At 29.1% G+C, this 25,703-nt stretch carries 24 protein-coding genes; 21 read left to right on the forward strand and 3 right to left on the reverse strand.

Translation table 11 applies throughout. The features are described from left to right. Positions 1 to 116 precede the first annotated feature (116 nt). The 7 genes from KPL38_RS02480 (at position 117) to spoVAE (ending at position 5,253) form a co-directional block, all read left to right on the forward strand. Positions 117 to 1,418, forward strand: a complete 1,302-nt coding sequence (locus KPL38_RS02480; protein WP_216286480.1) for an acetyl-CoA hydrolase/transferase family protein — start codon at positions 117 to 119, stop codon at positions 1,416 to 1,418. Positions 1,419 to 1,679: 261 nt separating this feature from the next. After that, positions 1,680 to 2,015 carry an anti-sigma F factor antagonist gene (gene spoIIAA, locus KPL38_RS02485; protein WP_216286482.1) on the forward strand — a complete coding sequence of 112 codons (336 nt, stop codon included), beginning with the start codon at positions 1,680 to 1,682 and terminating at the stop codon, positions 2,013 to 2,015. Positions 2,016 to 2,028: 13 nt separating this feature from the next. Continuing rightward, positions 2,029 to 2,457, forward strand: a complete 429-nt coding sequence (spoIIAB, locus tag KPL38_RS02490) for an anti-sigma F factor (RefSeq protein ID WP_216286484.1) — start codon at positions 2,029 to 2,031, stop codon at positions 2,455 to 2,457. Between the two features lie 10 nt (positions 2,458 to 2,467). Next, positions 2,468 to 3,220 (forward strand): RNA polymerase sporulation sigma factor SigF, encoded by a 753-nt coding sequence (gene sigF, locus KPL38_RS02495; RefSeq protein ID WP_216286491.1) that lies wholly within the window; start codon positions 2,468 to 2,470, stop codon positions 3,218 to 3,220. 198 nt (positions 3,221 to 3,418) lie between these two features. Then, positions 3,419 to 3,871, forward strand: a complete 453-nt coding sequence (gene spoVAC, locus KPL38_RS02500) for a stage V sporulation protein AC (RefSeq protein ID WP_216286499.1) — start codon at positions 3,419 to 3,421, stop codon at positions 3,869 to 3,871. A gap of 6 nt (positions 3,872 to 3,877) precedes the next feature. Then, positions 3,878 to 4,897 (forward strand): stage V sporulation protein AD, encoded by a 1,020-nt coding sequence (gene spoVAD / locus KPL38_RS02505; protein ID WP_216286501.1) that lies wholly within the window; start codon positions 3,878 to 3,880, stop codon positions 4,895 to 4,897. Then, on the forward strand, positions 4,894 to 5,253 hold the full coding sequence (gene spoVAE / locus KPL38_RS02510) for a stage V sporulation protein AE (RefSeq protein WP_216286503.1): 360 nt from the start codon (positions 4,894 to 4,896) through the stop codon (positions 5,251 to 5,253). Before spoVAD ends, spoVAE begins: the two co-directional genes overlap by 4 nt. A 44-nt stretch (positions 5,254 to 5,297) precedes the next feature. Here spoVAE and KPL38_RS02515 read toward each other — a convergent pair whose 3' ends face one another. After that, positions 5,298 to 7,784, reverse strand: coding sequence for a transglycosylase domain-containing protein (locus KPL38_RS02515; protein WP_216286511.1), 2,487 nt, complete (start codon positions 7,782 to 7,784; stop codon positions 5,298 to 5,300). Between the two features lie 232 nt (positions 7,785 to 8,016). On the opposite strand from KPL38_RS02515, the gene yunB reads away from it, so the two are divergent. Then, positions 8,017 to 8,679 (forward strand): sporulation protein YunB, encoded by a 663-nt coding sequence (gene yunB / locus KPL38_RS02520; protein WP_216286625.1) that lies wholly within the window; start codon positions 8,017 to 8,019, stop codon positions 8,677 to 8,679. A 68-nt stretch (positions 8,680 to 8,747) separates the two neighbouring features. Here the strand turns inward: yunB and hpt are convergent, their stop codons facing one another. Next, on the reverse strand, positions 8,748 to 9,272 hold the full coding sequence (gene hpt, locus KPL38_RS02525; protein WP_216286513.1) for a hypoxanthine phosphoribosyltransferase: 525 nt from the start codon (positions 9,270 to 9,272) through the stop codon (positions 8,748 to 8,750). A gap of 122 nt (positions 9,273 to 9,394) precedes the next feature. Between hpt and hflX the strand changes: the two genes are divergently transcribed. The 13 genes from hflX to KPL38_RS02590 all read left to right on the forward strand — a co-directional run bounded on the left by hflX (position 9,395) and on the right by KPL38_RS02590 (position 23,621). Further along, a complete protein-coding gene (gene hflX, locus KPL38_RS02530) occupies positions 9,395 to 11,182 on the forward strand; it encodes a GTPase HflX (RefSeq protein ID WP_216286515.1) in 1,788 nt (595 codons plus the stop codon). A 160-nt stretch (positions 11,183 to 11,342) separates the two neighbouring features. Further along, positions 11,343 to 11,870 (forward strand): hypothetical protein, encoded by a 528-nt coding sequence (locus KPL38_RS02535; RefSeq protein WP_216286517.1) that lies wholly within the window; start codon positions 11,343 to 11,345, stop codon positions 11,868 to 11,870. Positions 11,871 to 12,318: 448 nt separating this feature from the next. After that, positions 12,319 to 13,215, forward strand: a complete 897-nt coding sequence (locus KPL38_RS02540; RefSeq protein WP_216286519.1) for a nucleotidyltransferase domain-containing protein — start codon at positions 12,319 to 12,321, stop codon at positions 13,213 to 13,215. Positions 13,216 to 13,241: 26 nt separating this feature from the next. Next, complete coding sequence (gene pdxR, locus KPL38_RS02545; protein WP_216286521.1) at positions 13,242 to 14,666, forward strand: MocR-like pyridoxine biosynthesis transcription factor PdxR; 1,425 nt, start codon at positions 13,242 to 13,244, stop codon at positions 14,664 to 14,666. A 12-nt stretch (positions 14,667 to 14,678) separates the two neighbouring features. Further along, positions 14,679 to 15,338: a HEAT repeat domain-containing protein gene (locus KPL38_RS02550; protein ID WP_216286523.1), complete on the forward strand. Its 660-nt coding sequence runs from the start codon at positions 14,679 to 14,681 to the stop codon at positions 15,336 to 15,338. Positions 15,339 to 15,392: 54 nt separating this feature from the next. Then, on the forward strand, positions 15,393 to 16,055 hold the full coding sequence (locus tag KPL38_RS02555; RefSeq protein ID WP_216286531.1) for a YigZ family protein: 663 nt from the start codon (positions 15,393 to 15,395) through the stop codon (positions 16,053 to 16,055). Positions 16,056 to 16,222: 167 nt separating this feature from the next. Further along, on the forward strand, positions 16,223 to 16,963 hold the full coding sequence (locus KPL38_RS02560; protein ID WP_216286533.1) for a YebC/PmpR family DNA-binding transcriptional regulator: 741 nt from the start codon (positions 16,223 to 16,225) through the stop codon (positions 16,961 to 16,963). A gap of 1,217 nt (positions 16,964 to 18,180) precedes the next feature. Further along, a complete protein-coding gene (locus KPL38_RS02565) occupies positions 18,181 to 19,422 on the forward strand; it encodes a cell wall hydrolase (RefSeq protein ID WP_246577783.1) in 1,242 nt (413 codons plus the stop codon). Between the two features lie 304 nt (positions 19,423 to 19,726). Then, positions 19,727 to 20,842 carry a hypothetical protein gene (locus KPL38_RS02570; protein ID WP_216286535.1) on the forward strand — a complete coding sequence of 372 codons (1,116 nt, stop codon included), beginning with the start codon at positions 19,727 to 19,729 and terminating at the stop codon, positions 20,840 to 20,842. A 372-nt stretch (positions 20,843 to 21,214) separates the two neighbouring features. Further along, complete coding sequence (locus tag KPL38_RS02575) at positions 21,215 to 21,718, forward strand: hypothetical protein (protein WP_216286537.1); 504 nt, start codon at positions 21,215 to 21,217, stop codon at positions 21,716 to 21,718. A gap of 401 nt (positions 21,719 to 22,119) precedes the next feature. After that, positions 22,120 to 22,380 (forward strand): hypothetical protein, encoded by a 261-nt coding sequence (locus tag KPL38_RS02580; protein WP_216286544.1) that lies wholly within the window; start codon positions 22,120 to 22,122, stop codon positions 22,378 to 22,380. Positions 22,381 to 22,652: 272 nt separating this feature from the next. Next, positions 22,653 to 22,814, forward strand: coding sequence for a hypothetical protein (locus KPL38_RS02585; RefSeq protein ID WP_216286546.1), 162 nt, complete (start codon positions 22,653 to 22,655; stop codon positions 22,812 to 22,814). A 390-nt stretch (positions 22,815 to 23,204) separates the two neighbouring features. Continuing rightward, complete coding sequence (locus tag KPL38_RS02590) at positions 23,205 to 23,621, forward strand: hypothetical protein (protein WP_216286548.1); 417 nt, start codon at positions 23,205 to 23,207, stop codon at positions 23,619 to 23,621. A gap of 118 nt (positions 23,622 to 23,739) precedes the next feature. On the opposite strand, the gene KPL38_RS02595 is transcribed toward KPL38_RS02590, so the two are convergent. After that, complete coding sequence (locus tag KPL38_RS02595; RefSeq protein ID WP_216286550.1) at positions 23,740 to 25,578, reverse strand: APC family permease; 1,839 nt, start codon at positions 25,576 to 25,578, stop codon at positions 23,740 to 23,742. Between the last annotated feature and the right edge of the window lie 125 nt (positions 25,579 to 25,703).

A 25,703-nucleotide genomic window follows, 5' to 3' on the forward strand; every position in this document is an offset into this window, starting at 1 on the left:
CATCAAATTATATTTAACAAAGTATTTGTGTTAAATATAATTGTTTTAAATAAATAACTCATAATGATATTAAATACTATACATAACATTAAAAAATAATTTGGAGAGTGATAGTAATGAATTTACAAGAAATTTATGAATCAAAGGTTGTTACTGCAGAACAAGCTGTAAAAAAAATAAAATCTGGAAATAGAGTAGTTACAGGGCATGCCTGTGGAGAACCAACAGATGTTATAGCTGCAATGGTAGCTAATTGTGAAGAATATACAAATGTTGAAATTGTACATATGGTTCCTATGGGAAAAGCTGAATTCGCTAACAAAGGAATGGAAAAACATTTTACTCATAATGCCATTTTTGCTGGTGGCCCTACAAGAGAAGCAATTGTTGAAGGAAGAGCTGATTTTACACCATGTTATTTTTCTGAGGTTCCTGAATTATTTAAAAAAGGTTATTTGCCTGTGGACGTAGCAATTGTTCAATTAAGCCCACCAGATAAAAACGGAAATTGTAGTTTTGGTGTTTCAAATGATTATACAAAACCTGCAGCAAAATTTGCAAAAATAGTAATTGCAGAAATAAATGAGAAAATGCCAAAAACTATGGGCGATTCTTTTATCAATATTTCAGAAATTGATTATATTGTAGAAGTTAATCATCCAATAATAGAGCTTAAGCAACCTAAAATATCAGAAATAGAGAAAGCAATTGGAGAAAATTGTGCTTCTTTAGTTGAGGATGGATCTACACTTCAACTTGGAATAGGAGCTATTCCAGATGCAGTTTTATTATTCTTAAAGGATAAAAAAGATCTTGGTATTCATTCTGAAATGATTTCAGATGGAGTTGTTGATTTAGTTGAAGCAGGAGTAATTACAGGTAAGAATAAAACTCTTCATAACGGAAAGATTGTTGTTACATTCTTAATGGGATCAAAGAGACTTTATGATTTTGTTGATAATAATCCAATGGTTGAAATGTATTCTGTAGATTATGTAAATAATCCTGATATAATTGCACAAAATAATAAAATGGTTTGTATAAATTCTGCTGTTCAAATAGACTTTATGGGACAAGTTAATGCTGAGTGTATTGGACAAACTCAGATTAGTGGTGTTGGTGGTCAGGTTGATTTTGTACGAGGTGCAAACAAGAGCAAAGATGGTATAGCTATTATGGCAATGCCTTCTACAGCATGTAAAGGTAAAATTTCAAAAATTGTACCTATATTAGATGAAGGCTCAGCTGTTACGACTGGTAGAAATGATGTAAATTATGTAATTACAGAATATGGTATAGCACAACTTAAAGGTAAAACTTTAAAACAAAGGGCTAGAGCATTAATAAATATTGCTCATCCGGATTTTAGAAATGAATTAATTATTGAATTTAAGAAAAGATTTAAATGTGAATTTTAGTACTATATTTAATAAACAACAAACAATAAAAAACCATATCTAATTTAATTAGATATGGTTTTTTATTGTTTTAGCATTCATTCCCAAAAGATTAAGTCATAATATATTTCAACAAGCCATAAAATGGATAAAATATAAAAAAATGAAAAAATATTACAAAAAAAAGAAGGATTAACATATTAATTATCGAATATAGAACAAGGTACATTATTTAGACATATTTAAAAATATTTAAATACCAAATGATTTGGAGGGAAGATAATGCATTTAAATTTTGATAATATTGAAGATAAATTAATAGTTTACATGTCTGGAGAATTAGATCATCATAGTGCTGAAGAGGTAAGAAATATTATAGACGATAGGTTAGAACGAGATAGTTATAACAAATTAATTTTGGATTTTGGAGATGTGACATTTATGGATAGTTCAGGTATTGGAGTAGTCATTGGGAGGTATAAAAAGTTACATATGAGAAATGGAAAAGTTTGTGTAACTAACATTACATCTTCAGTAAAAAGAGTATTTGAACTGTCTGGAATGTTTAAGATTATTATGTTATATGATGACGTTGAACAAGCTGTAAACAACATTTAGTGGGGGGATTAGTATGTGTTACAATAAAATTAAAATAGAATTTTTAAGTAAATCGCAGAATGAAAGTTTTGCAAGAGTAGCAGTAGCAGCATTTGCTTCACAATTAGATCCTACAATTGAAGAAATTTCAGATGTCAAAACAGCTGTATCCGAAGCAGTTACGAATGCCATTATTCATGGATATGAAAGTGAAGAGAAAATGATTACTATTGAAGCTATGATTAATGGAACTGAGTTGACGGTGATAGTTAATGATTCAGGAAAAGGAATTGATAATCTAGAGCTAGCTATGCAACCATTATACACTTCCCGTCCAGACCTTGAAAGGTCTGGAATGGGATTTACGGTCATGGAAACTTTTATGGACAGCTTAGAAGTAAAGTCTGACAAAGGTAGGGGAACAAGTATAATAATGAAAAAAATATTTAATCCTTTAAGTTAGGTGGAATATTATGGATCAAAAAAATGTAAGAAAAAACAATTATAGTTATGAAGATAATATGAAACTTATTCAAATGGCTAGAAATGGAGAACCTGGCGCATTAGATGTTTTGGTAGAAATGAATTTGCCGTTAGTTTCATCTATAAGTAAAAAATTTCTTAATAGAGGATATGAGTATGATGATATCTTTCAGATAGGATGTATTGGGCTAGTAAAAGCAATTAACAATTTTGATACCAAATATAATGTAAAATTTTCTACATATGCCGTGCCTATGATAATGGGGGAAATTAAAAGATTTCTTAGGGATGATGGGATTATTAAAGTAAGCAGAAGCGTTAAAAATACTGCGAGGCAGTTACATTATGATAAAGATACTTTAACAAAGCAACTTGGCAGAGATCCTACAATAGATGAACTATCGGCTTTTTGTAATATAGAAAAAGAAGATATTGTATATGCATTAGAATCTGCAAGCAATATGTTATATTTATTTGATACAATACATCAAGATGATGGAGCACCAGTATTATTAATAGATAAATTAAGTGAAAAATATGATGAGGACAATCAAGTTTTAGATAAAATTTCACTCAAAGAAGCACTTAGAAAACTTGATGCAAAATCAAGGCAAATAATTATGCTTAGATATTTTAAGGATAATACGCAAATTCAAGTAGCGAAAATGATGGGAATTAGTCAAGTTCAGGTATCAAGAATAGAGAAGAAAGTTTTGAAAATAATGAAGGAAAAATTAATCTAGCAAAATAGTAATAAGATGAATTATTGATAAATAATTTCAAATTAAATTTTGAAGAATTTATCTGTAGTTACATCTTATTTTTTTGACTAGAAAGTTTGTTATTGCAAATACTAAATAAATAATCAGCATATTCTATTTTCTTAATAAATCATACTAAATTGCTAGTATTTACTATAGAAAATAATAAGGAGGATATTTATGAAGGTGGAAGAAAAAACCATAAGGAAAAAATTTGATAAACTTAATGCAGATAATATCCCAAAGCCTAATTTGTTGTTACATTGTTTTAATGCTTTTTGGGTTGGTGGGTTAATATGCGTAATTGGGCAGTTAATCAATGACATTTTCTCCAAAATGGGTATTCCTCAGGATGAACTGGGTACATATGTTTCTATTGTTATGGTGTTCTTAGGAGCTGTACTCACTGGCATAGGTGTGTACGATAAGTTAGGAGATTTCGCAGGAGCGGGTTCTGTTGTACCAATTACTGGGTTTGCAAATTCAATTGTATCGCCAGCAATGGAATTTAAAAAAGAGGGCTTTGTATTTGGAGTAGCAGCTAAAATGTTTACTATTGCAGGACCTGTTTTGGTATATGGAATTGGCTCATCAGTAATTGTAGGAATTTTATATTATTTTATAAGGTGGTGATGCAAAATGGGTAGAAGAATTGGTCTTCAAACAGTAGAAATTGAAAGTAAACCTAGAATTATTGGAACTTACAATATAGTTGGTCCTAAGGAGGGACAAGGACCATTAAGAGAGTATTTTGATAAAATCATAGAAGATGATCTTAATGGAACCGAAAGCTTTGAAAAGGCTGAGACAAGTCTTTTATATACAGCTATATCAGAGAGCATAAAAAAAGCGAAGCTAAAAGAAATTGATATAAACTATTTACTCGCAGGAGATTTACTAAATCAGCTATACTCTTCAACTTTTGCAGCTAGAAATTTGAATATACCTTTCATAGGACTTTATGGAGCGTGTTCAACTATGGCAGAGTCTTTAAGCGTGGGTTCAATGATAATGGAGGGAGGCATGGCTAATTATGTTGTAGCAGCTACCTCATCACATTTTTCCGCTGCTGAGCGGCAATTCAGATTACCACTCGAAATGGGAAGTCAGAGAGCGCCAACAGCGCAATGGACAGTTACAGGTGCTGGATCAATGGTTCTGGGCAGAAATGGTAACTTCCCATATGTTACACATGTTACAACTGGAAAGGTTAAAGATTACGGAATAAATGATGTTAACAACATGGGAGTAGCAATGGCACCAGCAGCTGTAGACACTATTAAGCAACACTTTATAGATACTGGTAGAAAGCCTTCAGATTATGATGTTATTGCTACGGGAGACCTAGGCATTATCGGAAGAGAATTTACTGAGAAGCTGCTTTTAGAATATAAATATGATATGAAAGGTCATTACATCGATTGCGGCGAGAAAATCTTTGATGCGCAGAAACAAGGAACTAATTCGGGAGGTAGTGGTTGTGGCTGCTCTGCAGTAGTTGCAACAGGGTATTTACTTAAAAACATGCTGAGGGGAAAATTTAAAAGAATATTGCTAGTTTCAACTGGAGCACTTTTAAGTCCTACTTCATCTTTGCAAGGTGAAACTATACCAGGAATTGCTCATGCTGTGGCTATTGAGTTTGGGGTGAATAAATGAATAATTACATTATGGCATTTATAGTTGGTGGGATAATTTGTGTAATAGGTCAAATCCTTATGGATACTACTAAACTGACTCCAGCTAGAATATTAGTTGTTTTTGTAACTGGCGGTGTTATATTAGGTGGATTTAATATATATGATGTGGTGATAAAATACGGAAAGGCAGGCGGAACTATACCACTTCCTGGTTTTGGATATAGCTTAGCTAAGAGTGTAATGAAAGAAGTAGATGAGGTTGGTTTTATAGGAGCATTTACTGGAGGAATAAAGGGCACTGCAGGAGGGATTACTGCTGCGGTTTTCTTTGGATATATTATGGCGTTAATATTTAACCCTAAAACAAAGAAATAATAAAAATCACTATTAAATATATTGTATTTAATAGTGATTTTTTGTTATTGAGTATTTGTAGTAGGGGAAACGTTATTACCAGTATCAGGTGTGGTAACTGGTGGGGTAGTAACAGGAGGAGTAGTGGGTATTGTAACTGGTGGAGTAGTAACTGGTGGAGTAGTAACTGGAGGAATAGTGGGTGTTGTAACTGGTGGAGCAATAATTTGAGGTATAATTGGCGGAATAAGTGGAGTATTTGTAATACCTTTTGAGAAAGTATCAATAGCCTTTGGTAATACAAATACTGAGTCTTGTAAAAATACGTTAGGTGTATAATTCCTTTTTATATAAACTTTTGTTTCAACTCTACCAGGTGGAGATAATTTTGATGCAAGAACATATTTACCACTTGGGTCCTTAATAACTTTAGCTGAAACATGAATGCTATCAAGGGTTGTAGGTTGAGTCCCATTAATAAACAGTTCGGAATAGACTCTACCACCTCTAGGGTCAGCATAAGTTAAATCAGTAGGTATATCACCAGAATCTTTTGACACAGAATAGGGTGATATACCTGAAGGCATTTCAATATCTTTCACAAGTAGATTTGTATGCGCTTTTTTCATAATTTTTCCCCATAATAGTGCGGCATCATTACTGCCCATTTGTTGGATTGAATCCTTTCCTTTATCGGTTCCAATCCAAATAGCTGCAGAATAATATGGCGTTAAGCCAACAAACCATAAGTTCTTTGAATCAGATGATGTACCAGTTTTACCGCTAACTGGCATGTCACTAAACACAGCATTTGGTCCAGTACCACCTTTGCTTACTGGTCCTTTCAATAAATCATACATTATATAAGCACTTTGAGGAGACAAAACGGGTGTTGTTTCAATTTTTGTTTCTAGCAATACTTTGCCAGTTCTATCAATTACTTTAGTGTACAACCTTATGGTAGAACGTCCTCCACTATTACCAAAAACACCATAGGCATCTGCCATAGTGAGTGGATTAGTTCCAATGTAATCACCACCATCTAATTGGCCGAGGGCCATAGCAGACAGTTTATCTTTATCTGTATTATCTAGTTGCAATCCGAATTTTTCTCCATAAGAAACACCGGTCTTAATATCAATCATTGTCTCAATTTTAACGGCAGCAATATTAACAGAATATTTCAAACAATCTCTTAAAGTTAAATATCCTCGATAAATATTGGGCGAATTTTGAGGATTATATCCAGAAGTTATAGGTGAATCCTCGATAATAGTAGAAGCCGTAGCTGTCTTCGAATCAATAGCTGGACTGTATACTGTTAATGGTTTAATACTTGATCCGGGTGCTTTTAAGTAATCAAGAGACGCGGCTCTGTTATAAGAACCAGGACCTTGAGGTTTTTGACCTTCAGCATCACGACCGCCAATAATGGTTTTAACTTCACCTGTATGGTAATCTATAATAACACAGGAAGCTTGAAGACTAGCTTGTGGTGATTTCATAGGTTCATTAATCAATTTTTGTGATGCATCTTGCATACTTTTATCCATTGTTGTATAAATTTTCACTCCATCATACATAAGCATCGAGTATGCTTCTTTTTGGTTAATATTATAATGTTTCATTAAATCTTTAGCTACCTGAAGTAGTACAGGTTTTGAAAAAGATTCATAATTCATCTTGATCTGTTTTTTAGGAATATTAAATGTTAAATCTTCAGCCATAGCTGAATCCAATTGTACTTTGCTAATTTTATTATATTTATACATATTATAAAGAACAGCTTTAGTTCTATTAGAATTGAAAGCTTTCTTTGCATTAAATGATTTATATGCCATATTATATGAAACACTTGGATTTTGAGCGGCACTAGCAATAAATGCTGTTTGTTTTAAGGTTAAATGTTGAATAGACTTTCCAAAGTACTGTTCTGAAGCTGCTTCTACACCATGAGCATCTCCTCCTAGAAAAATAGTATTCATATATGTTTCTAGGATTTGAGATTTTGTTAAAACTTTCTCTACTTGCAATGATAAATACAGTTCTTGAACTTTTCTTTTTAAAGAAGTTCTATTTTGCAAAGAATCTTCTAAAAATATTCTGTATTTTACTAATTGTTGAGTTATTGTCGAAGCTCCTTGGAGACTTTGACCACGATCTAACACTTTGATTTTTATATCATTAAGTATAGCACCTGCTAATCTTTTGAAATCAACACCTGGGTGAGTTTCAAATCTAGAATCTTCTATACTTATAAATGCATCTTGCAGTTTAATTGGTACTTTACTTATTGGTACGTTAATTCTTCTTTGTGAGATAACATATTCATCCATAACATTTTCTGAACTATCTAATAACGTTGTAATTTCATCTAATTTTAAAAATTGATTTATGTCTAAGACAGGAGCTGTCTTAATCATGGCGAGGATTACTCCTCCAAGGGCTACACATGTTATTAAACCTATAATTAGTGCAGTAAAAACTATGTTTTTAAAAATATGAATTTTTGTTCTTTTTTCCTTTTTCTGAGTAGTTTTTTCTTTTCCCATAAAGTTACCTCCTTATATATTTATAGGGAACAGATAATAATTATTAACTATTATATTATTGCCCAGATTCAAGTTACTAAACTATAATTAACTTTTAATAGTATACCATATAATTTCAATATAATATTAAAGACTAAATTATTGTGAAATATTGAATTTTTGTATTGATTTAAATTCTTTACATTGAGACAGAAACATATAATAAAATATAGCTTTTAATGGAGGTAATAATATAAAAAATAATATTAAAGCTAGAATATTAATAATTATAACTATAATACTGATAATGTTTACAATATTAATGTACATGTTTGATAAAAATACAATGCCAACAATAATGGCAGTAGCAGATGCAGAGATGAGGGCGAAGGCTACACAAATTGTTAATACTGCAATTATAAATGAATATTCAAAGCAATTTAACTATGATCAGGTTATAAAAGTAGACAAAGATTCGCAAGGAAATATTGTAATGCTTAAGGCAGATACTCTAAAAATGAATAAAATAGCTTGTGATGTTGCACTACAATCTCAGAAAGAATTGATGAAGTTGGGAAAGTTAGGTATCAAGGTTCCAATAGGGTACATTACAAATAATAATATTTTATCTTATTATGGACCATGTATAACCATAAAAATGAATCCTATAGGATATGTAGAAACAAAATATTCATCTGAGTTTGAAAGTGCAGGTATGAATCAAACAAGACATAAAATCTATGTTAAAGTGAAAACTACTGTCAGAGTAATGATTCCTTTAAAAAATAACAATATCGAAATAGATAATGAAGTTCCTATTGCTGAAACCATTATTGTAGGAAAAATACCCAACAATGCAGTTCAATTAGATTTAAATGGCACAAGTAATAAACTAGGTAATGGTATTAAAAAATGATAAAAAAATAAAGTGCGTTATACCGTACTTTATTTTAATGATAAATATGTATATTATTTTTCAAAATATTAATCTTCCCAATTAAATACATAGGGTACATTTCTATAGTAGTCTCCGTAATTTAAACCATATCCAACCACAAAAAGATCAGGAATTTCAAAACAACAATAATCAGGTGTTATATCAACTTTTCTTCTATCAATTTTATCCAAAAGAACACATGATTTAACGCTAGACGCACCTAAGGAGATAACATGTGATATAATAAAATCCATAGTTAGTCCAGTATCAGCAATATCATCTACTATTAATACATCAAATCCAGAAACATTGTCAGGAATATCATTTATAATATTAACCGAGCCTTTTGATTCTAATTTATCGCCATAGCTTGATGTAGTCATAAATCCTATTTTTGTAGGTATAGTAATATGTCGTACAAGATCTGCAGTAAATATGAAACTGCCTCTCAATAAAGAAAGAACATATAATTTTTTATTGTTGTAGTCTACTGAAATTTCAGCACCAAGTTGTACAATCCTTTCATCAATTTGCTCTTTAGATATAAGAATATTTCTTTTTTTATTATCCAATGTAAAGCCCTCCATCTATATATATTTACAATATCGTTATAATGGTATAAAATTATATGAAAGTTGTCAAGTATAAGAATAAGGAAATTTGTTAAAATACTAAGAGAATGGAGTGATTTACGATGATATATGGAAATATTGATGGAGTTAAAAATTCAATTTTAAATAAATTAGAAGAAGCTTGTGAAATAAAAGTACCCAAAGATTGTATTCTATCTCAAGAATTGGTTGATATATTAGCGCAGGTAACAAAAGAGTTGGATCGAGAAGTAAGTGCTTCAATAGATAGGAAAGGTAATATAATCAGTATGGCAATTGGTGACAGTAGTAAAGTAGAACTGCCAATAATAGACATAAGAGAAGGACGATTATCTGCAGTAAAAATAGTACACACTCATCCAAATGGTAATTCTAGATTGTCTGTTCTAGATATGTCAGCTTTAATAAAATTAAAGTTAGATTGTATAGTAGCTATAGGAATATCAGATAAGGAAGATTTTAAGTTTAATATAGGGTTTTGTGGAATAAAAAATAGTATTTTAGTAGAAGAAGAAATAGGACCTTTAAAGATAACTGAAGTTGTAAAATATGATATTGTAGATAAAGTTAGATACATTGAAAGATTAATGAAGACAAATGTGATAGTTGAGGATGATGGAGAACGGGCTATTTTAGTTGGTATAGGAAGCAAAGAGGATTTAGCAGAACTTGTGGAGCTTGCAAGGGCATGTAATGTAGAAACAATAGATACAACTCTACAAAACAGGCATAAAATAGACCCGGCTTTATATATAGGCAGAGGTAAAGCAGAAGAAATTGCAAGCGTAAGGCAAGAATTAAGAGCAAATTTAGTTATATTCGATGATGAATTATCAGGTTCTCAAGTTAGAAATTTGGAAGAAGTTCTTGGTTGCAAGGTAATAGACAGAACTACACTAATTCTTGAAATATTTGCACGAAGAGCAAGAACTAGAGAAGCTAAAATTCAAGTTGAACTTGCGCAATTAAAATATAGATTACCACGATTAGCAGGGCTTGGAACAATGCTTTCGAGGACAGGCGCAGGAATAGGAACTAGAGGACCTGGAGAGAAAAAGTTAGAAATTGATAAAAGAAGAATAAGGGAAGGTATTTTTGATTTAAATAAAGAATTAGCAAAAATAAGAACTACAAGAAATATACAAAGAGAAAAGAGAAGCCGTGATAGCGTCTCAAAAGTGTCTTTAGTTGGGTATACTAATTCAGGTAAATCGACACTAAGAAATGCATTATGTGATATTGCGGCATTAAAAAGTGTTGCTCAAAAGGACAAGGTTTTTGAAGCGGACATGCTTTTTGCAACACTTGATGTAACAACAAGGGCATTATTACTATCTGATAATAGAGTTGCAGCTGTAACTGATACCGTAGGTTTTATTAGAAAACTTCCACATGATTTGGTTGAAGCATTTAAATCGACACTTGAAGAGGTAGCATATTCAGATCTGTTGTTACATGTAGTAGACGCATCATCTGACACTGCAGAGTTACAAATAGAGGCTGTAGACGAGGTTCTTAAAGAATTAAATGCTGCCGATAAGCCAACAATATTGGTTCTAAATAAAATTGATGCAGCATCACAAGTAAATATAGTAAAAATAAAAGAAAAATATAAAGATTTAAAAACAATTGAGATATCAGCAAAATATGGTACAAATTTGGATGAGTTATTAAAAGAAGCATGTAACTCTCTTCCATACACGTTAAAGAAATTTAGTGTGCTTATTCCATATTCTGATCAAGCAATGGTGGCATATTTGCATAGAGGTTCAAAGGTCGATATAGAAAAGTACAATGAGGAAGGAACGTTTATGTCAGTACAAGGTGATGACGAAGTTTATAACAAATGTAAAAAATACATTTTAGTATAACTTAAATGGTTATTGATAATCTTAATGTTTAATGTTTAATGAATAAAAGTGACTTTTTTAGTATTTATGATAAAATTCATCAAAAGTGTAATAAAATCCCTTGTCGATTTATATAATTAGATATTAAGTAAATATCATTATCATAGGATTAGGAGTAGATATGGGAGAGGGAAAATCAAATTCAGATAATGGAGAAAAACAAAACAGAAAATTAAGTCAACAAGAGATAGTTAGCAATTATGTGAAAAAAGTTATTGGTGAAATGAATGAGCAATATAAGAATACAGATGAAGGTGGTGAAATGGAACAGTTACTTTCTGGTACCACGGGGACATCAACTACCACCAACACATGTGATAACTATGTTCAATCATTGACTGATAAGGTTACAAATATAAATATCTTAAGATTTGAGTTGGACAGATTGCCATTAGATTTTAAAGCAAGAGCTTATTTTGAAAATGATGTAAAACCATTAACAGATACTTTATATACATTAGGTCTTGCATCTCTTGATTTTTCAGCTACGGCAGCAAGTTTAGCTAATACAAACTTTGGAAGCAGTTCTAAAATAAAAGACGCAATAGATTTAGTTCATGGAGTTAATGAAATTTCGGATGACCTAATTAAGGTATTAAGATGTAAAGTTGATAATATGCTCAAACTTGCCAAATATGATTGTAAATGATTTTTCATAATAATAATAATAATAATAATAATAATAAAGAGGATGAGTTGATTTATACTAAACTTGATTCTCTTTATTTTTAAATAGAAAATCATAAATTTTTTTATGATGACTAGTATATCGAAAAATGGTAAAGGTAAATAGTATAAAAACTTTGCATGCAATATTATGCTAAAAATATGTTTAGTTTGCAATAAACTACAAAGTAATATTTGTAATTTTGAAAAATATAGTGCTATAATTAATGATAAGAATATATTATGAGTCTTTTGACAATTGAACTGATAATATGGGTATAAATGATGACAAAAGATTATATAATAGTATTTAATCTATTATTTTTATAAAAGAATTAAAATCAATTAAACATTTGTAAGAAAATTGATATCTTAATACAATAAATCATATTTTAATTTGGTAAAATATGAAAATTGGGGGAGTGGAAGGAATGACAAAAACCATTTTGCAATATCAAGATGCTTTTAATAGTGTACTAGATAGAATAAAAATTGATGAAACTGTTTTATCAGTAATGATTTTTGGAAGTATGGTAACAGGCGATTTATGGGAAGAGTCAGATATTGATTTTATTGTAATTGTTAATAAAAATTTCGAGAAAATTAGAGATATATATACAGAGGAAAAGAATATTCCTGTTCATATTAAACTTATGGGCAAAGAAAAATTCATACAAACTTTCTCCGATAGTTTAAAAGGAGGATATTGGCATAGAATTTTTTCTGCTTCAAGATTAGTATTTTCAAAAGATATGGACATAACAATTAGATACGATGGTGGTAGGTTTTTCCCAGATATTGATAGGGAACGTTGGGGATTGTATTTTTTAGGAAAACTCCTAAAAGATATTGGAGTATGTAAAAAATATTTATCAAGCAACGGTATTTATACAGCGTATAGTACAGCTATACGATGTACAGAAAAGTATTCAAGATTATTTGTTAATTCATCAGGATATATGATTAGTAAGGATGTTATGGCAATGGCTATAGATTTAAATGATAATCTAAAACAATGTACTGATAAATTATTTTTTGAAAAATCTAATACTATAGAAACAATTAAAGAAACTATGACATTTTTAGAGAAAAGTATAAACTCAAGTATTAAAAGTAATTGTGATTTGCTTTTAAATTATATGAGGGAAAAAGATACATTCTTGAGTTCTGAGGAAATTGTGAATGATGATTTGTTTAAGAATTTTGATATAGATATGGAAGAAGTACTTAATAAATTATGGGAAAGAAACATTATAAAAAAAGAAAGTAGAGATTTTAAAATAGACAAGGATAAAATCCTATTTAACCAAAATGTTTATTTCGTTTAATATTATTGAAACAAATAGGTGAAAATATGAATAAATATGAGATTAATTTTGATTGTGAAAGCATTAAGTATGTAGAAATATCAAAACATATAAAAAAGATGATTGATGAAAACATTATTGATGATGGTGAGAAGCTACCATCAATAAGAAAATTATCAAAAATATTAATGGTTAATGAGGTCACTGTTGTTAGTGCCTATAAAAAGCTTGAAGCTGAGGGTTATGCATATCAAAAAATGGGTAGTGGTACTTATGCTAAAAGAAGAGATACTAACATTAAGTTTAAAAAGGAATATTCTAATACTTTAAGAAAAATATCTGGACATGATTTAAATAATTATGTGGATTTTACTGGAGAGATTAATAGTAGTGAATTTTTCCCAGTAACAGTATTTAAAAACGTATTAAACGAGGTTTTAGATAGAGATGGTACGGAGGCTTTTGCTTATAAGGAATCATTGGGGTACGAAGGGCTTAGAAATAGTATAAGTAGTTTTTTTTGGAACAATAAGGTGAGCAGCGAAGATATATTGATTCTTTCTGGTGCACAACAGGGTATTGATATAGTAGCAAAATCAATAATAAATGTTCATGATAATGTTGTTGTAGAGAAGCCAACCTATGGAGGAGCGTTAACTGTCTTTAAATGGAGAAGGGCTAACATATTTGAAGTTGATATGTTAGAAGATGGTATAAATTTACTCCAATTTGAAGAGATACTTAAAAAGGATAAAATAAAGTGTTTCTATGCCATGAGTTATTTTCAAAATCCTACAGGAGCAACCTATAGTTTGAGCAAAAAACTAAGAATATTAGAACTCGCTGAGTTGTATGATTTTTATATTGTAGAGGATGATTATTTATCTGAATTAATATATGATAGTAAGTTATATAGGAGTTTTAAAAGCCTAGATTCAAATGATAGAGTAATATATATAAAGAGCTTTTCGAAAATATTTCTTCCCGGAATAAGGTTAGGATATATGATATCACCAGAGAAACATAAAGAGCTAATTCAAAATTCAAAAATAAACACAGACATATCAACTTCAAGTCTTATGCAACGTGCTCTAGATTTATATATTAATAAAGACCTTTGGAAAGAGCACATAAGTCGCCTTAATATGGCTTATAAAGAAAAATATAATTTTATGATAAATTGTATTCAAAGATATTTAGGTGATAAGGTTAGTTATTATAATCCAGGAGGTGGAATTCATTTTTATTTTAAGGTAGCAACTTACTTAAAAATTAACTCCATGGAACTATTTTATATGTGCAAGATTAGAAAAGTTCTTATTACGCCAGGAGTATTGTTTTATAAGAACGCTCAGGAAGGTAATGATTATTTTAGATTGAGTTTTTCAGAAATAAGAAAATCAAAAATAGAAGAAGGAATCAAAATAATTTCAGAGATATTAGATGATAGGTCAAAAATATCTAGAATATAGGGAGAGAAGCTTTTGAAGAAAGGATTAGTAGATATTGATTGGTTATGCATTAGTAAATATTCCGATGAAGAAATATCTTATTTCTTGTTTTTAGAGGGCAAAACTACGGAGGCCATATGTAAGATTAGAAATTTAGAAAATGCCATTGTTCAAAAACACATAATAGATGGTAAAATAAAATATAGATTTTTAGTGCATAGCAATGATATTGATGATGTTTTCAAAAGCATTGCCAAAGCAGGTAAGGAAGATAAAATATTTTTTTTGAATTCAATGAGTGAAGAAAATAAAGAAAAATTAGTAGAGGTAATAAAAACAAATTATGTAGAAATGCATCCTAAAGATAAAGAGGTTGCGGTTTGGATTTTAGGGGAATTAAAAGAAAAATCTTCTCTGAGTATTTTAATTAAGGCTTCTGTTTATAAATACATAAATGTACGTAGAATGGCAGTTTCTGCTATGGGTAAAATTGGAGATATAAGAGCGGAAGGAGCTCTTATTAGAGCACTTAAAGATGATAATCCACAAGTAATCAGTTATGCTATAAAATCACTCGGAAAGATAAAAAGTGAAAAAGCGATTGTAATAATAAAGAGTATATATAAAAATACAGATAAAAAATACATAATTGAAGCTGCTCAGAGTTTTTTACTGCTAATGCAAAAGTTATAGATAAAATTAGAAGTTAATTTTATCTATAACATTTAATATCGATGGGAGAAAGAAATGAGCTATTTTACAATAAAAGATGAATCAATTGCAGAATTTAAAGAAAAAAAATCTATATTTATTGGACACGGTAAAAGAGTTCAAAGTGAAGACGAGGCTAAAAAATTTATTGAAAGTGTTAAGAGAGAACATAAACAAGCAAGGCACAATGTTTATGCCTATATCATCGGCGAAAATAAAGAAGTTCAAAGATATAGTGATGATGGTGAACCTAAAGGCACAGGAGGTATTCCAATGCTTGAAGTCCTAAAAAAGAGTGATTTAACTGATGTAGCAGTTGTAGTTGCTAGGTATTTTGGAGGAATTCTTTTAGGTACAGGAGGTCTTGCAAGAGCATATTCAAAAGGCACTTCATTAGCTATTAAAGAAGGCGGCGTTGTAGAAAAAGTTAAAGGAATTTTAATAAAAATTATAATTGAGTATGATTTACTTGGAAAGCTACAACATGTTTGTAGCAGAGAGAACTTCTTTATAGAGCATATAGAGTATACTGATAAAGTTCTAATTGAAATACTTTGCCAATTTAGTAGATTAGAAAAATTAAAAACAGAAATAACAGAGGTTACGTCTGGCAAGGCTTTGTTTAACGTAGAAGAGATCAAAGTATACTTTAAGTTAGAAAATAGGTTGTACAATAGTATTTCAAATCATTTGCTTTAGTTTTACAGGAAAAGTAATATATAGTTTCCTTTATTTGAATAGTACTTTATTTCTATGATATAATGAATTAGTTATGTGCTTATAACTAATTCATAGAGGTATTGCTATTTATTAAAACAGGTTGGAAATATTTCACATACAAAATAATTAGTTGGAGGGGATTTAAAATGTCAGGACATTCAAAATGGCACAACATACAACAGAAAAAGGGTAAAATTGATGTTATAAGAGGTAAAGTGTTTACAAAGCTAGGTAAAGAAATAATAGTGGCAGCAAAGAATGGTGGCTCAAAACTAGATGCTAATGCACATCTTAGAGATGTAGTCGCAAAAGCTAAATCAAACAATATGCCACTAGAAACAATAAATAGAGCAATTAAAAAAGGTGCAGGAGAACTCGAAGGTGTAAACTATGAAGAAATAGTTTATGAGGGATACGGAGCAGAAGGTGTTGCAATAGTAGTAGTAACATTAACAGATAAAAAAAATAGAAGCGTTGCAACAGTAAGACATGCTTTTGATAGACATCATGGAAATATGGGATCAGCTGGATGTGTAAGCTGGATGTTTGCTAAAAAGGGACAAATTATCATAGAAAGAACTGATGATATGGATGAAGATGAAGTAATGATGATAGCTCTAGATGCTGGAGCTGAAGATTTCAATGTTGAAGAAGAAATGTTTGAAATTATAACATCTGTAGAAAGTTTTGGAGAAGTAAGAGAAAGTTTGGAGAAAAAGGGCTTTGAATTTGCTTCAGCTCAAATCACAATGATACCAGATAATATGATACCAACTAGTATGGAAGGTGCAGCTAAGGTACAAGAACTTATAGATATGCTTGAAGATAATGAAGATGTGCAAGATGTATATAACAATGCTGAGTATCCAGAGGAATTTGAAGGATAAAGTCTTTAAATGGCATAATATGATGGTAAACGTTTAGAAAAACCATTGTAATTGTAATTAAAGTTTTCCTTGATGATATATGCTGAAAATTGATTTTAGTTGCTAACGATAAATATACAATCATTCTTTATGTAATCACAAATTACACAAGGGGTGATTGTTTTGTTATTAACAGATATATTTAAAAAATAAACACAAAATTATAGAACTAGAAGAAGTAAATCATCATAATTTAATGTTAAAGCATATGTGAAATTTATGCAATTAAAATATAAAAAACCAATTCATAAAAATATATTCTAATAACCTTAACGGTTATTAAGTGAGAAAATCATAATACTTATAGTAAGCTATATGATTATAATGTGATTAGTATTATTAAATTTAATTATGAGCTGTAAGATGTTATATCTTTTGCTTTACAAAATTACCTAAGTATATCCAAAGTGGCTAAGAACGAACATAGAGAAGCTTGATTACCACTGTAGGTGCTAATATTAATCCGGATTTAATTACCCTTAGTTTAATTTGAGTATCAAAATTATTTATATGTAGTAAGAATATTATAATTATGATGAAAGTTTAATCTAAGTTTCCTTACTTTCACCGTGAAGTGTTGAATTTATCTGATAGTTAAATTCATTTGAGTTAAGGCTTAACCTAATACCTTAAATATGAACAGTAGAATAAGCATGCTTACACATATTACTATTATTGATAATAATATTCTAATTTGTTGTCTCATTTCTACTCCACATCTTAGTTCTATTTTAATATTATCATAATCTAATATATATTGAATTATGTAAAAATTCTTTCTTATGATAATTTATTTTGATTTAATAATGATATACAATTAATGTATTAAGATAATGAAAATGTTCAAGAAATGTATCACAATACAGAGTATATTGAGATATTTGAAGTATAGATCGTAACATTGAGATAAATGTTTTCAACTACGGTTAAATTTGCACTGATGTGATTGTTTTATTGATTAATTACGCTAAATAATATCTTTAAATGTAATTATATATACACCGTTAAAGATGTTATTTTATTGTAAATAAATGATGTGCATAATTAGTTTTTTAAGTGCACAGGTTATAAACCCAATATTTGCTAAACATATTTGTTTATGTTATCATGTTCAAATGATCAAATTTTAACATAATATATTTAAAGAAAAAATGTTATTATGTGAGGGGGATGGAAAATTGAACAAAAAATTATTTTCAGCCATAATGGCAATTGTTGTAACTATGAGCTTTAGTTTTAATAGCGTATATGCAGATTCTGTGTCTGATAAGGCAAAAATTCAGCAGGTTCAAACTCAAAGAAATGACCTTGAAAATAAAGTCGAGATGATGAATAATCATATTGAAACAATTATGTCTAAAACCAATAGCAATGAAAAGAATATAACTTTAACACAAAAAAATATTAAAAAAACTAAAATAGATATTAAAAAATCAGAGGCTAATATTAAACAAGCACAGGTTATTTTTGATAAAAGAATGAGAGTTATGTATATGAATGGGTCGTCAAGTTATATAAACATTATGTTAGACTCAAATGGCATAGATGATTTTATATCTAGATTAGAGAACATTAAAAAAATAGTAAACTTTGATCAAAAAGTTATTGATGATTTGAAAAGAAAAGAGACGGCTATTAATTTAAAGAAGGTAGAATTAGATACAGGAAATAAAAAGTTGTTATCCTTGAGAGTTGATAATAAAAAGAATTTAGCTGATTTAACGAAACAAAAATTAGCTCAAAAGGTATTGGTATCAAAATTAGATGCTCAAGAAAAACAATACGGTGCGCAACTGGTAATAGATGAAGCAACTGCAAAAAGACAAGCCATATTAGATAGACAAGCTATTGTAGATAGGCAAGCTAACATAGCAAGACAATCGTCTGTAGACAAACAAAATGCTGCATCAAAACAATTGTTAGTTAATTCAAAAAAAGTTAGTAATAAACAGGAAAAATCTCAAAAACAAGTTATAAAAACAACTGAACCAACTAGGTCTACTACAGTACAGACGAGACCTATAGTAAGTAAAAATGCTGCAATTCAATATACAGCAAGCGATTTGAACTTGTTGGCTAGATTGATAACTGCTGAAGCCGGTGGAGAATCTTATAATGCACAGGTAGCGGTAGGTGCAGTAGTTGTAAATAGGGTTAAGAGTAGCAGTTTTCCAAACACAATAAGTGCTGTTATTAATCAAAAGACAAGTGGAAATTACGAGTTTACGCCGGTACTAAATGGCAACATTAATAGAACGGCACAGGCAAATGCTGTTAAGGCTGCAAACGAATCACTTAGTGGAAATGATCCAACAAGTAATGCACTGTTTTTCTATAGTGGTAATGCTCCTACGGGATTGACTTCACCACAACCATTTTCTATAAAAATAGATAATATGACATTTATTAATATGTCATAAAGCTGAATATAGTATACTTTTACCATTTTTATACATAAAATTTCTTAATTATATTCTAATTTCAAAATTAATACTTGAGCAGGAGAAATCTTGCTCTTTTTTTTATTCAACTAGAATATCTTAGGCGTATTTTCCATCGTTGAGTTTTAACACTAAAAAAGTAGGAGAAATCCTGCTTTTTTTAGTTTGACATATATGAATTTTATTAAAAGCTAAAAGATATTCTAACAAAATTTTGTAATAATTGTAAAATATTATTTTGATTATGATATAATATGGATATATAAAAGCTGATAAAATAATTATGTACGAGGTGAATAAGGTGAAGGGTATTAGTAATTTCTTAAAAAATATGTTAATTAATGATTTAGAACGAAAGGCATATTATGAAAGTAAGAAAATATTAGAAAAAGGAAAACCTATTTATGTATCAACACAAAAATGGTTAGATATTCGTAAAGTTGCTATAAATGAATTCCTAGGAGAAAATCGAAATTGTAAAAATGTTAGAGAACTCGAAGCTAGTACATGTTATAAATTTTTGAATAATAATAAGCCCTCTTATATTAAACACAATGAATGGAATTATATATTGAAAAAGTCTACTGAAGTATTAGAAGAACAAATTAAAAAAATAATTTTGGAGATAAATTATTACAACGATTTTACGGTGCTTTTAGGTTTAGTTAGGCCTAAAAATATTAAACAAAATATATGGGATATAATGCAAAATAAAATTTCTGATTTATTTATATTATTAAAAAAACACAATGCTAGTCAATATTGTTTTAATACAGATAAAATAATAGATCTACTAAAAGAAAAAAAACAAGCTGGAATGGCAGAAGATAAATGGTCAGATTATTATGATTTTTTAAAAAAATTATATTTGCAAAATTTATTAAACAAATTATATTCCGTAAAGTCACCAATTGAATTTATAAATAATCTTCCATTAGATTATCTAGAAGTTGAAAAAATATATGAATTAAAGCGTGAAGCATATAGATTACAATTACTAGCCTTTAAAATATTTTGTTATGCTAATAATCCCAAAGAATTAATTAAAAAGAAAAAACCTTCTTGGATAAAAGATATTGATTTTAAAATAATAGTATTAGATATAAAGGGTAAAATTGAGATTGATGAAAAGAGAGAAGAATATAAGGAAAAATTACAATTAATCAATGAAATTTTAAGATGCAATGAATTACAGATGACTATACCAAAAAACATAAATCAAGAAGACTGGTCATACTTATGTAATTTACAAAACAGTATAAGGGATAAAATCCGTAATAATAAGAAAAATGGAATTGTATTGAATAATAAAAAAGAAAAACTAATTGAAGATGAAGAAGAAACAAAATATATAAAAAGAATCACAAATATAATAAGGGATAATAAATTTGTACATTAGGTATACGAATAAAGTAATTAATTATTATAGTTAAACACCTTAATGTATCAATAATTATTGATATACTAAGGTGTTTCTAAGCTGATATATGGGGCACTAAAATATTCTATATTTATACAACTAAGATTGTTAATAATAGTTATTATTAACAATTCATTTTTATTTTTGTCACTATACTGACATAAAAATAAGCTAATATAAGGACATAGAAAGTAATTGATTTTTATTAATTAGACGCCCCACTTTAATTAAATATAAATACTTAGAGAACTGGTTAATATAATCGGTTCTTTTTAGTTATTTAATAATATTATGCTTTTTTATACATATAATACCTTTGCTTTGAATATAAAATAAAGGGGGTGGAAACTTATGAATGAATCAGCTTTAAAGAGAAGATTTTTAAAAATTAGTAATAAATTTAGAACAGGTGATTTTAATTTAAGTACAGTAGCAGTAATAATTGATGAAATAAGATTTTCATTAGGAGAACTTACTTCGGGCGAAGTAAGATTATTATTGGAAATACCAATTAACGTTTTAAAATTTGATGTTGATTTGAATGATGAGTCTAACTGGAGTAAAGAAAATATGGATTATTTTGCAAGTAATTTGTGCATTGAAGATGAATTTGTAATGAAATTGAGAAAAAAAGTTTTAAATGGTCAATCTGGCATTAATGATATGTGGAGTTCATTAGAATATGTTAAAAATAATTATAATCAACTAACCAATAAACATGGAAGAAACATAGAGTTAATATTAAGAAATCCTGAGATAACAATAAGGGAAGATTGTAAAATAGTTAATGAAGATGAGTTTAAAAACAATGGTGAACTATTTGCTCAGTATATAGAGAATGCAGTTATTTTATAAAGGAACAACTAAAGAGGCTTTTAAAAGGGCTTTTTTATTTTTTGTAAAAGGAATAAAGCAAAACCGATATAATGTTTATGAAAACAATAGTTATTGTTTTATGTTTGTAATAATTAACACTTTTATTAGGGTGATTAGATAAATTATAATTCATAACTCTAATGGGCAGTAAACAATGATATAATCTACATATATGGATATATAAATTATTACTTATGTAATAATAAAAAAACACTCAAATTTAGTGTATGCACTACAAACAGTGATTTATTTTTTAATAATGCAGGGAAAGTTGGTTTAAAATTTAGAAAGGTGTAGAGGCAGTTTTCTAAACTTATGGATTATATGACGTTTACTAATTAATAAAGTATATGTTTTATAAAATAAAAGGGGGAATTAAAATGGCATTAACAGGCAGAAAACATCTTAATGATTTAACAAAGGAACCTAGTAAAAGCTATTGGAATTTAAATGAGCATCCTAGTAAGGATATGAAAGAGTTAAGAAGCACTGATGGTAACTACTGGTATTATGTTAATACTAAAAGTAAAGAGAGCATACAGAAGGCAATGGAAGGCGTAAGAAAGCTGTATATGTTGTCAGTAGTATATAAAGAAGAAGGTATTGGTATACTAGAATCTATGTTGAAGATGCTTAAATAAAATCATAAAATGAGTAAGTAAATTGATGGGAAAATTAAACAATTGATATATGGTAAATGATATGCAGAAATAAGCAATTACTTATATATGACAGGCTACCTTAATTGGTAGCTTTCTATTGTTAAAAATGAATGTTGATACAGTTGCATTTGGGTCTGCTTTGCTAAAGACTTAGAGAAAACTTGTACTAATAAGCTACAAAATATATTCGTTCATATATTGTGTAACTTTAGGAAAATTGTATCAAATAACTAAATTTGGAGGAATAAAACATGAAAAAAATTTATTACTATGGTATACAGCTTATTTGGTATGTATTAATTAGTTTTATAGCATTAACATATTGGCGAACTTACGGATGGGGATTTTTAGTGGGAGCTTTCATAATATTGTACATTGGTGATAACTTAATCACAAGGTTTTTAAAACCATAAAGTTAAAAAAGCCAAAAACAATATCAATTTTTTTGTTGAAAAGGTTACTTTATATTAATATAATAGTTTAAAGCATTAATTTTTAAATTGTTTTGGTGGTTGTTTAGGGCATATATTGAAATGAATTTTAGTTGGTGATGTAAACAAAAAAACTTATGTGATTTGTTAATTACATAAGTTTTTTTGTTTATACTAGATATAATAAAAAAATCTATATTTGATTTTAAATAAAAACTTGATATTAATGGAATCATTAAACAAATATTATTAAAGTAAGGCATAATATACATTAAATCAAGGCATGATATATATAGATAAATATAAAAACATTACCATTCATTAGAGTAAAGTGATATTTTAAAATATATATAAAAGTAAGGTGTGTGAAAAATGAATAAACTAGAAAAATTAATAGATGAAGGATTTAAGGTTAGAATCCAATCAAGTTCTAAATTTTGTTTGATTTTAGATGACTTAATTTCTTGCATGAACTTTAATGAGGATAGCATAGAGGAAGCAATTGATTCGGCTTATGACTTTGTAATAAAACAAAAGAAATTAGCAGATAAGTGTATGTTAGAAAATCAAAAAGAAGATTGCAAACTTGTAATTGATGTGTCACAATTACAAGAGTTAACAATTGATGAAGATATGCTTAATGATGAGTTTAAGACGACTAATACTATTAGATTATATACATATGTTTGGGAACAATTTAAGGAGTTCACTGAAGCATACGAGGAGCACAAAAGCATGGATTTAGTTAGTATGGCACTTTTAGAATATATACAAAAATACAAAAAATAATTAATATATAATAAGAACCTGTACTTAAAAAGGAATATATATTAAATTTTAAAATAGAAGAATTTATTACTTGTCTATAATTAAAAATCCTTAGCTTAAGCCAAGGATTTTTGATTTGTTATTCTTTTATTATGTATGGAATTGTAAGTACTGCAACATTTCTGTTTTTATATAGCATACTTTTTATAAAATATCCGGTTTGATTATGAAGTAAGTTGTGCCACCACTTAGTTATAACAAACTGTGATAAGACAACCGTTACAGTTTCTCCATGTTTTGAAGCTCGATCTTCAGATTCTATAAAATTCATTAGAGGTCCAACCACATCTCTATACGCAGAATGTTCTATTATTAATGGAATCCCAGCATTATATTCTTTCCATTTCTTTTTTAATTTCTCTGTAGTTTCTGTATCAGTAGATACATGAAATGCTACCACATTCTGTGATAAACTATTAGCACAATTTAATGATTTTAAGAATGATTTATTTAATGTGCCCAAAAGGATTATTACATGTTGATCATTATTTGTTTTCATGCCAATATTAGGTCTTTGATTGTTAGACAATTTAATCTGTTCTACAACCTTATTATAATGATTTTTAATCTTCAACATAAAATAGACAAGTAAAGGTATTACAATAAAAACTATCCAAGCTCCATGTAGAAATTTTGTTATACCTATTAGTGTTACTGTAATCAAGGTTACAGTAGCACCTAGCCCATTGATAAATGACTTATGTTTCCATCCAAGTGCTTTACTTCTGTGCCATTTTAAGAACATTCCAAACTGTGAAAGTGTGAAAGATAAAAATACACCTACTGCATATAAAGGCAAAAGCAAATGAGTATCCCCTTTAAACAGAATAATTAACACACCAGCTGCTACTGCGAGTACTATTATTCCATTTGAAAAACTTAGTCTCTTTCCTCTTTGTGAAAACTGCCTTGGGGCAAATCCATCTTGTGCCATTAAAGAAAGCAACAACGGTAGACCGGCATAGGCTGTATTTGCAGCCATTACTAAAATTACCGCAGTAGTAATTTGCATAATATAATACATAATATTTTTTCCGAAAACTTGCTGAGCAATTTGAGCAAATACTGTCACATTTGTAACAGGTACTGGATGATAAATTGTTGCTAGGAAAGAAAGTCCACCAAAAATAAAAAGAACTAAACAAGCTAGTAAACCCAAAACAGATTTTGCAGTTTTTTGTGATGGTTCTTTAAAATTAGGTATTCCATTACTTACTGCTTCAACCCCTGATAATGCAGTGCAACCTGAAGCAAACGCCCTAAGGAATAGAAATAATGTAATATCACCTATTGCTTTAGGAATTGGATATAAAGGTGCTGGCGAGTATCCGAAAATAAAATGTCTTACAATACCAGTGACAATAAGTACTCCGCAAGAAAAAATAAATAAATATGTTGGAACACCAAAAAGTTTAGAGGATTCCTTTGTCCCTCGCAAATTACCTATTGTTAAGATTACTAACATTGTAATAGCTACGGCTACTTTATGTTGAAGCAAAGATGGCATTGCTGACGTAATTGCTGCAGTTCCAGCACATATACTAACAGCAACTGTCAGTATATAATCTATAGTAAGAGATGCACCGGCAGTAAGCCCAGGTATTGTACCAAGGTTATCTTTTGCAACTATGTATGAACCACCACCATTTGGGTAACTATCAATAGTCTGCCTATAAGAGAATACAAGTATAAATAATAATATAACAATGCATAATGCAGCATAAAACATATATTTATATGACATAAGACCTAAAACACCTATTAATACATATAAAATTTCTTCTCCTGCATATGCAACTGAAGAAACAGCATCACTAGCTAATATAGGTAACCCCCAAAAAACATTTAATTTTTCTCCTGCTAACTCTTCTGTTTTTAGAGTTTTACCTATTAGTAGTTCTCTTAATTTTGATAACATAAATCCGCCTCCATAATAAAATCTATTATTACAATATTTTTCTATTATAAAGCAACTATTTAAAAAATTCAATCTTGTCTAAAACAATTTAAACTACAGTATGAGCAAATTCGTCATTTTATGAT

This window comes from Clostridium psychrophilum (genome assembly GCF_018861705.1).
Classification (GTDB): Bacteria; Bacillota; Clostridia; order Clostridiales; family Clostridiaceae; genus Clostridium_AD; species Clostridium_AD psychrophilum.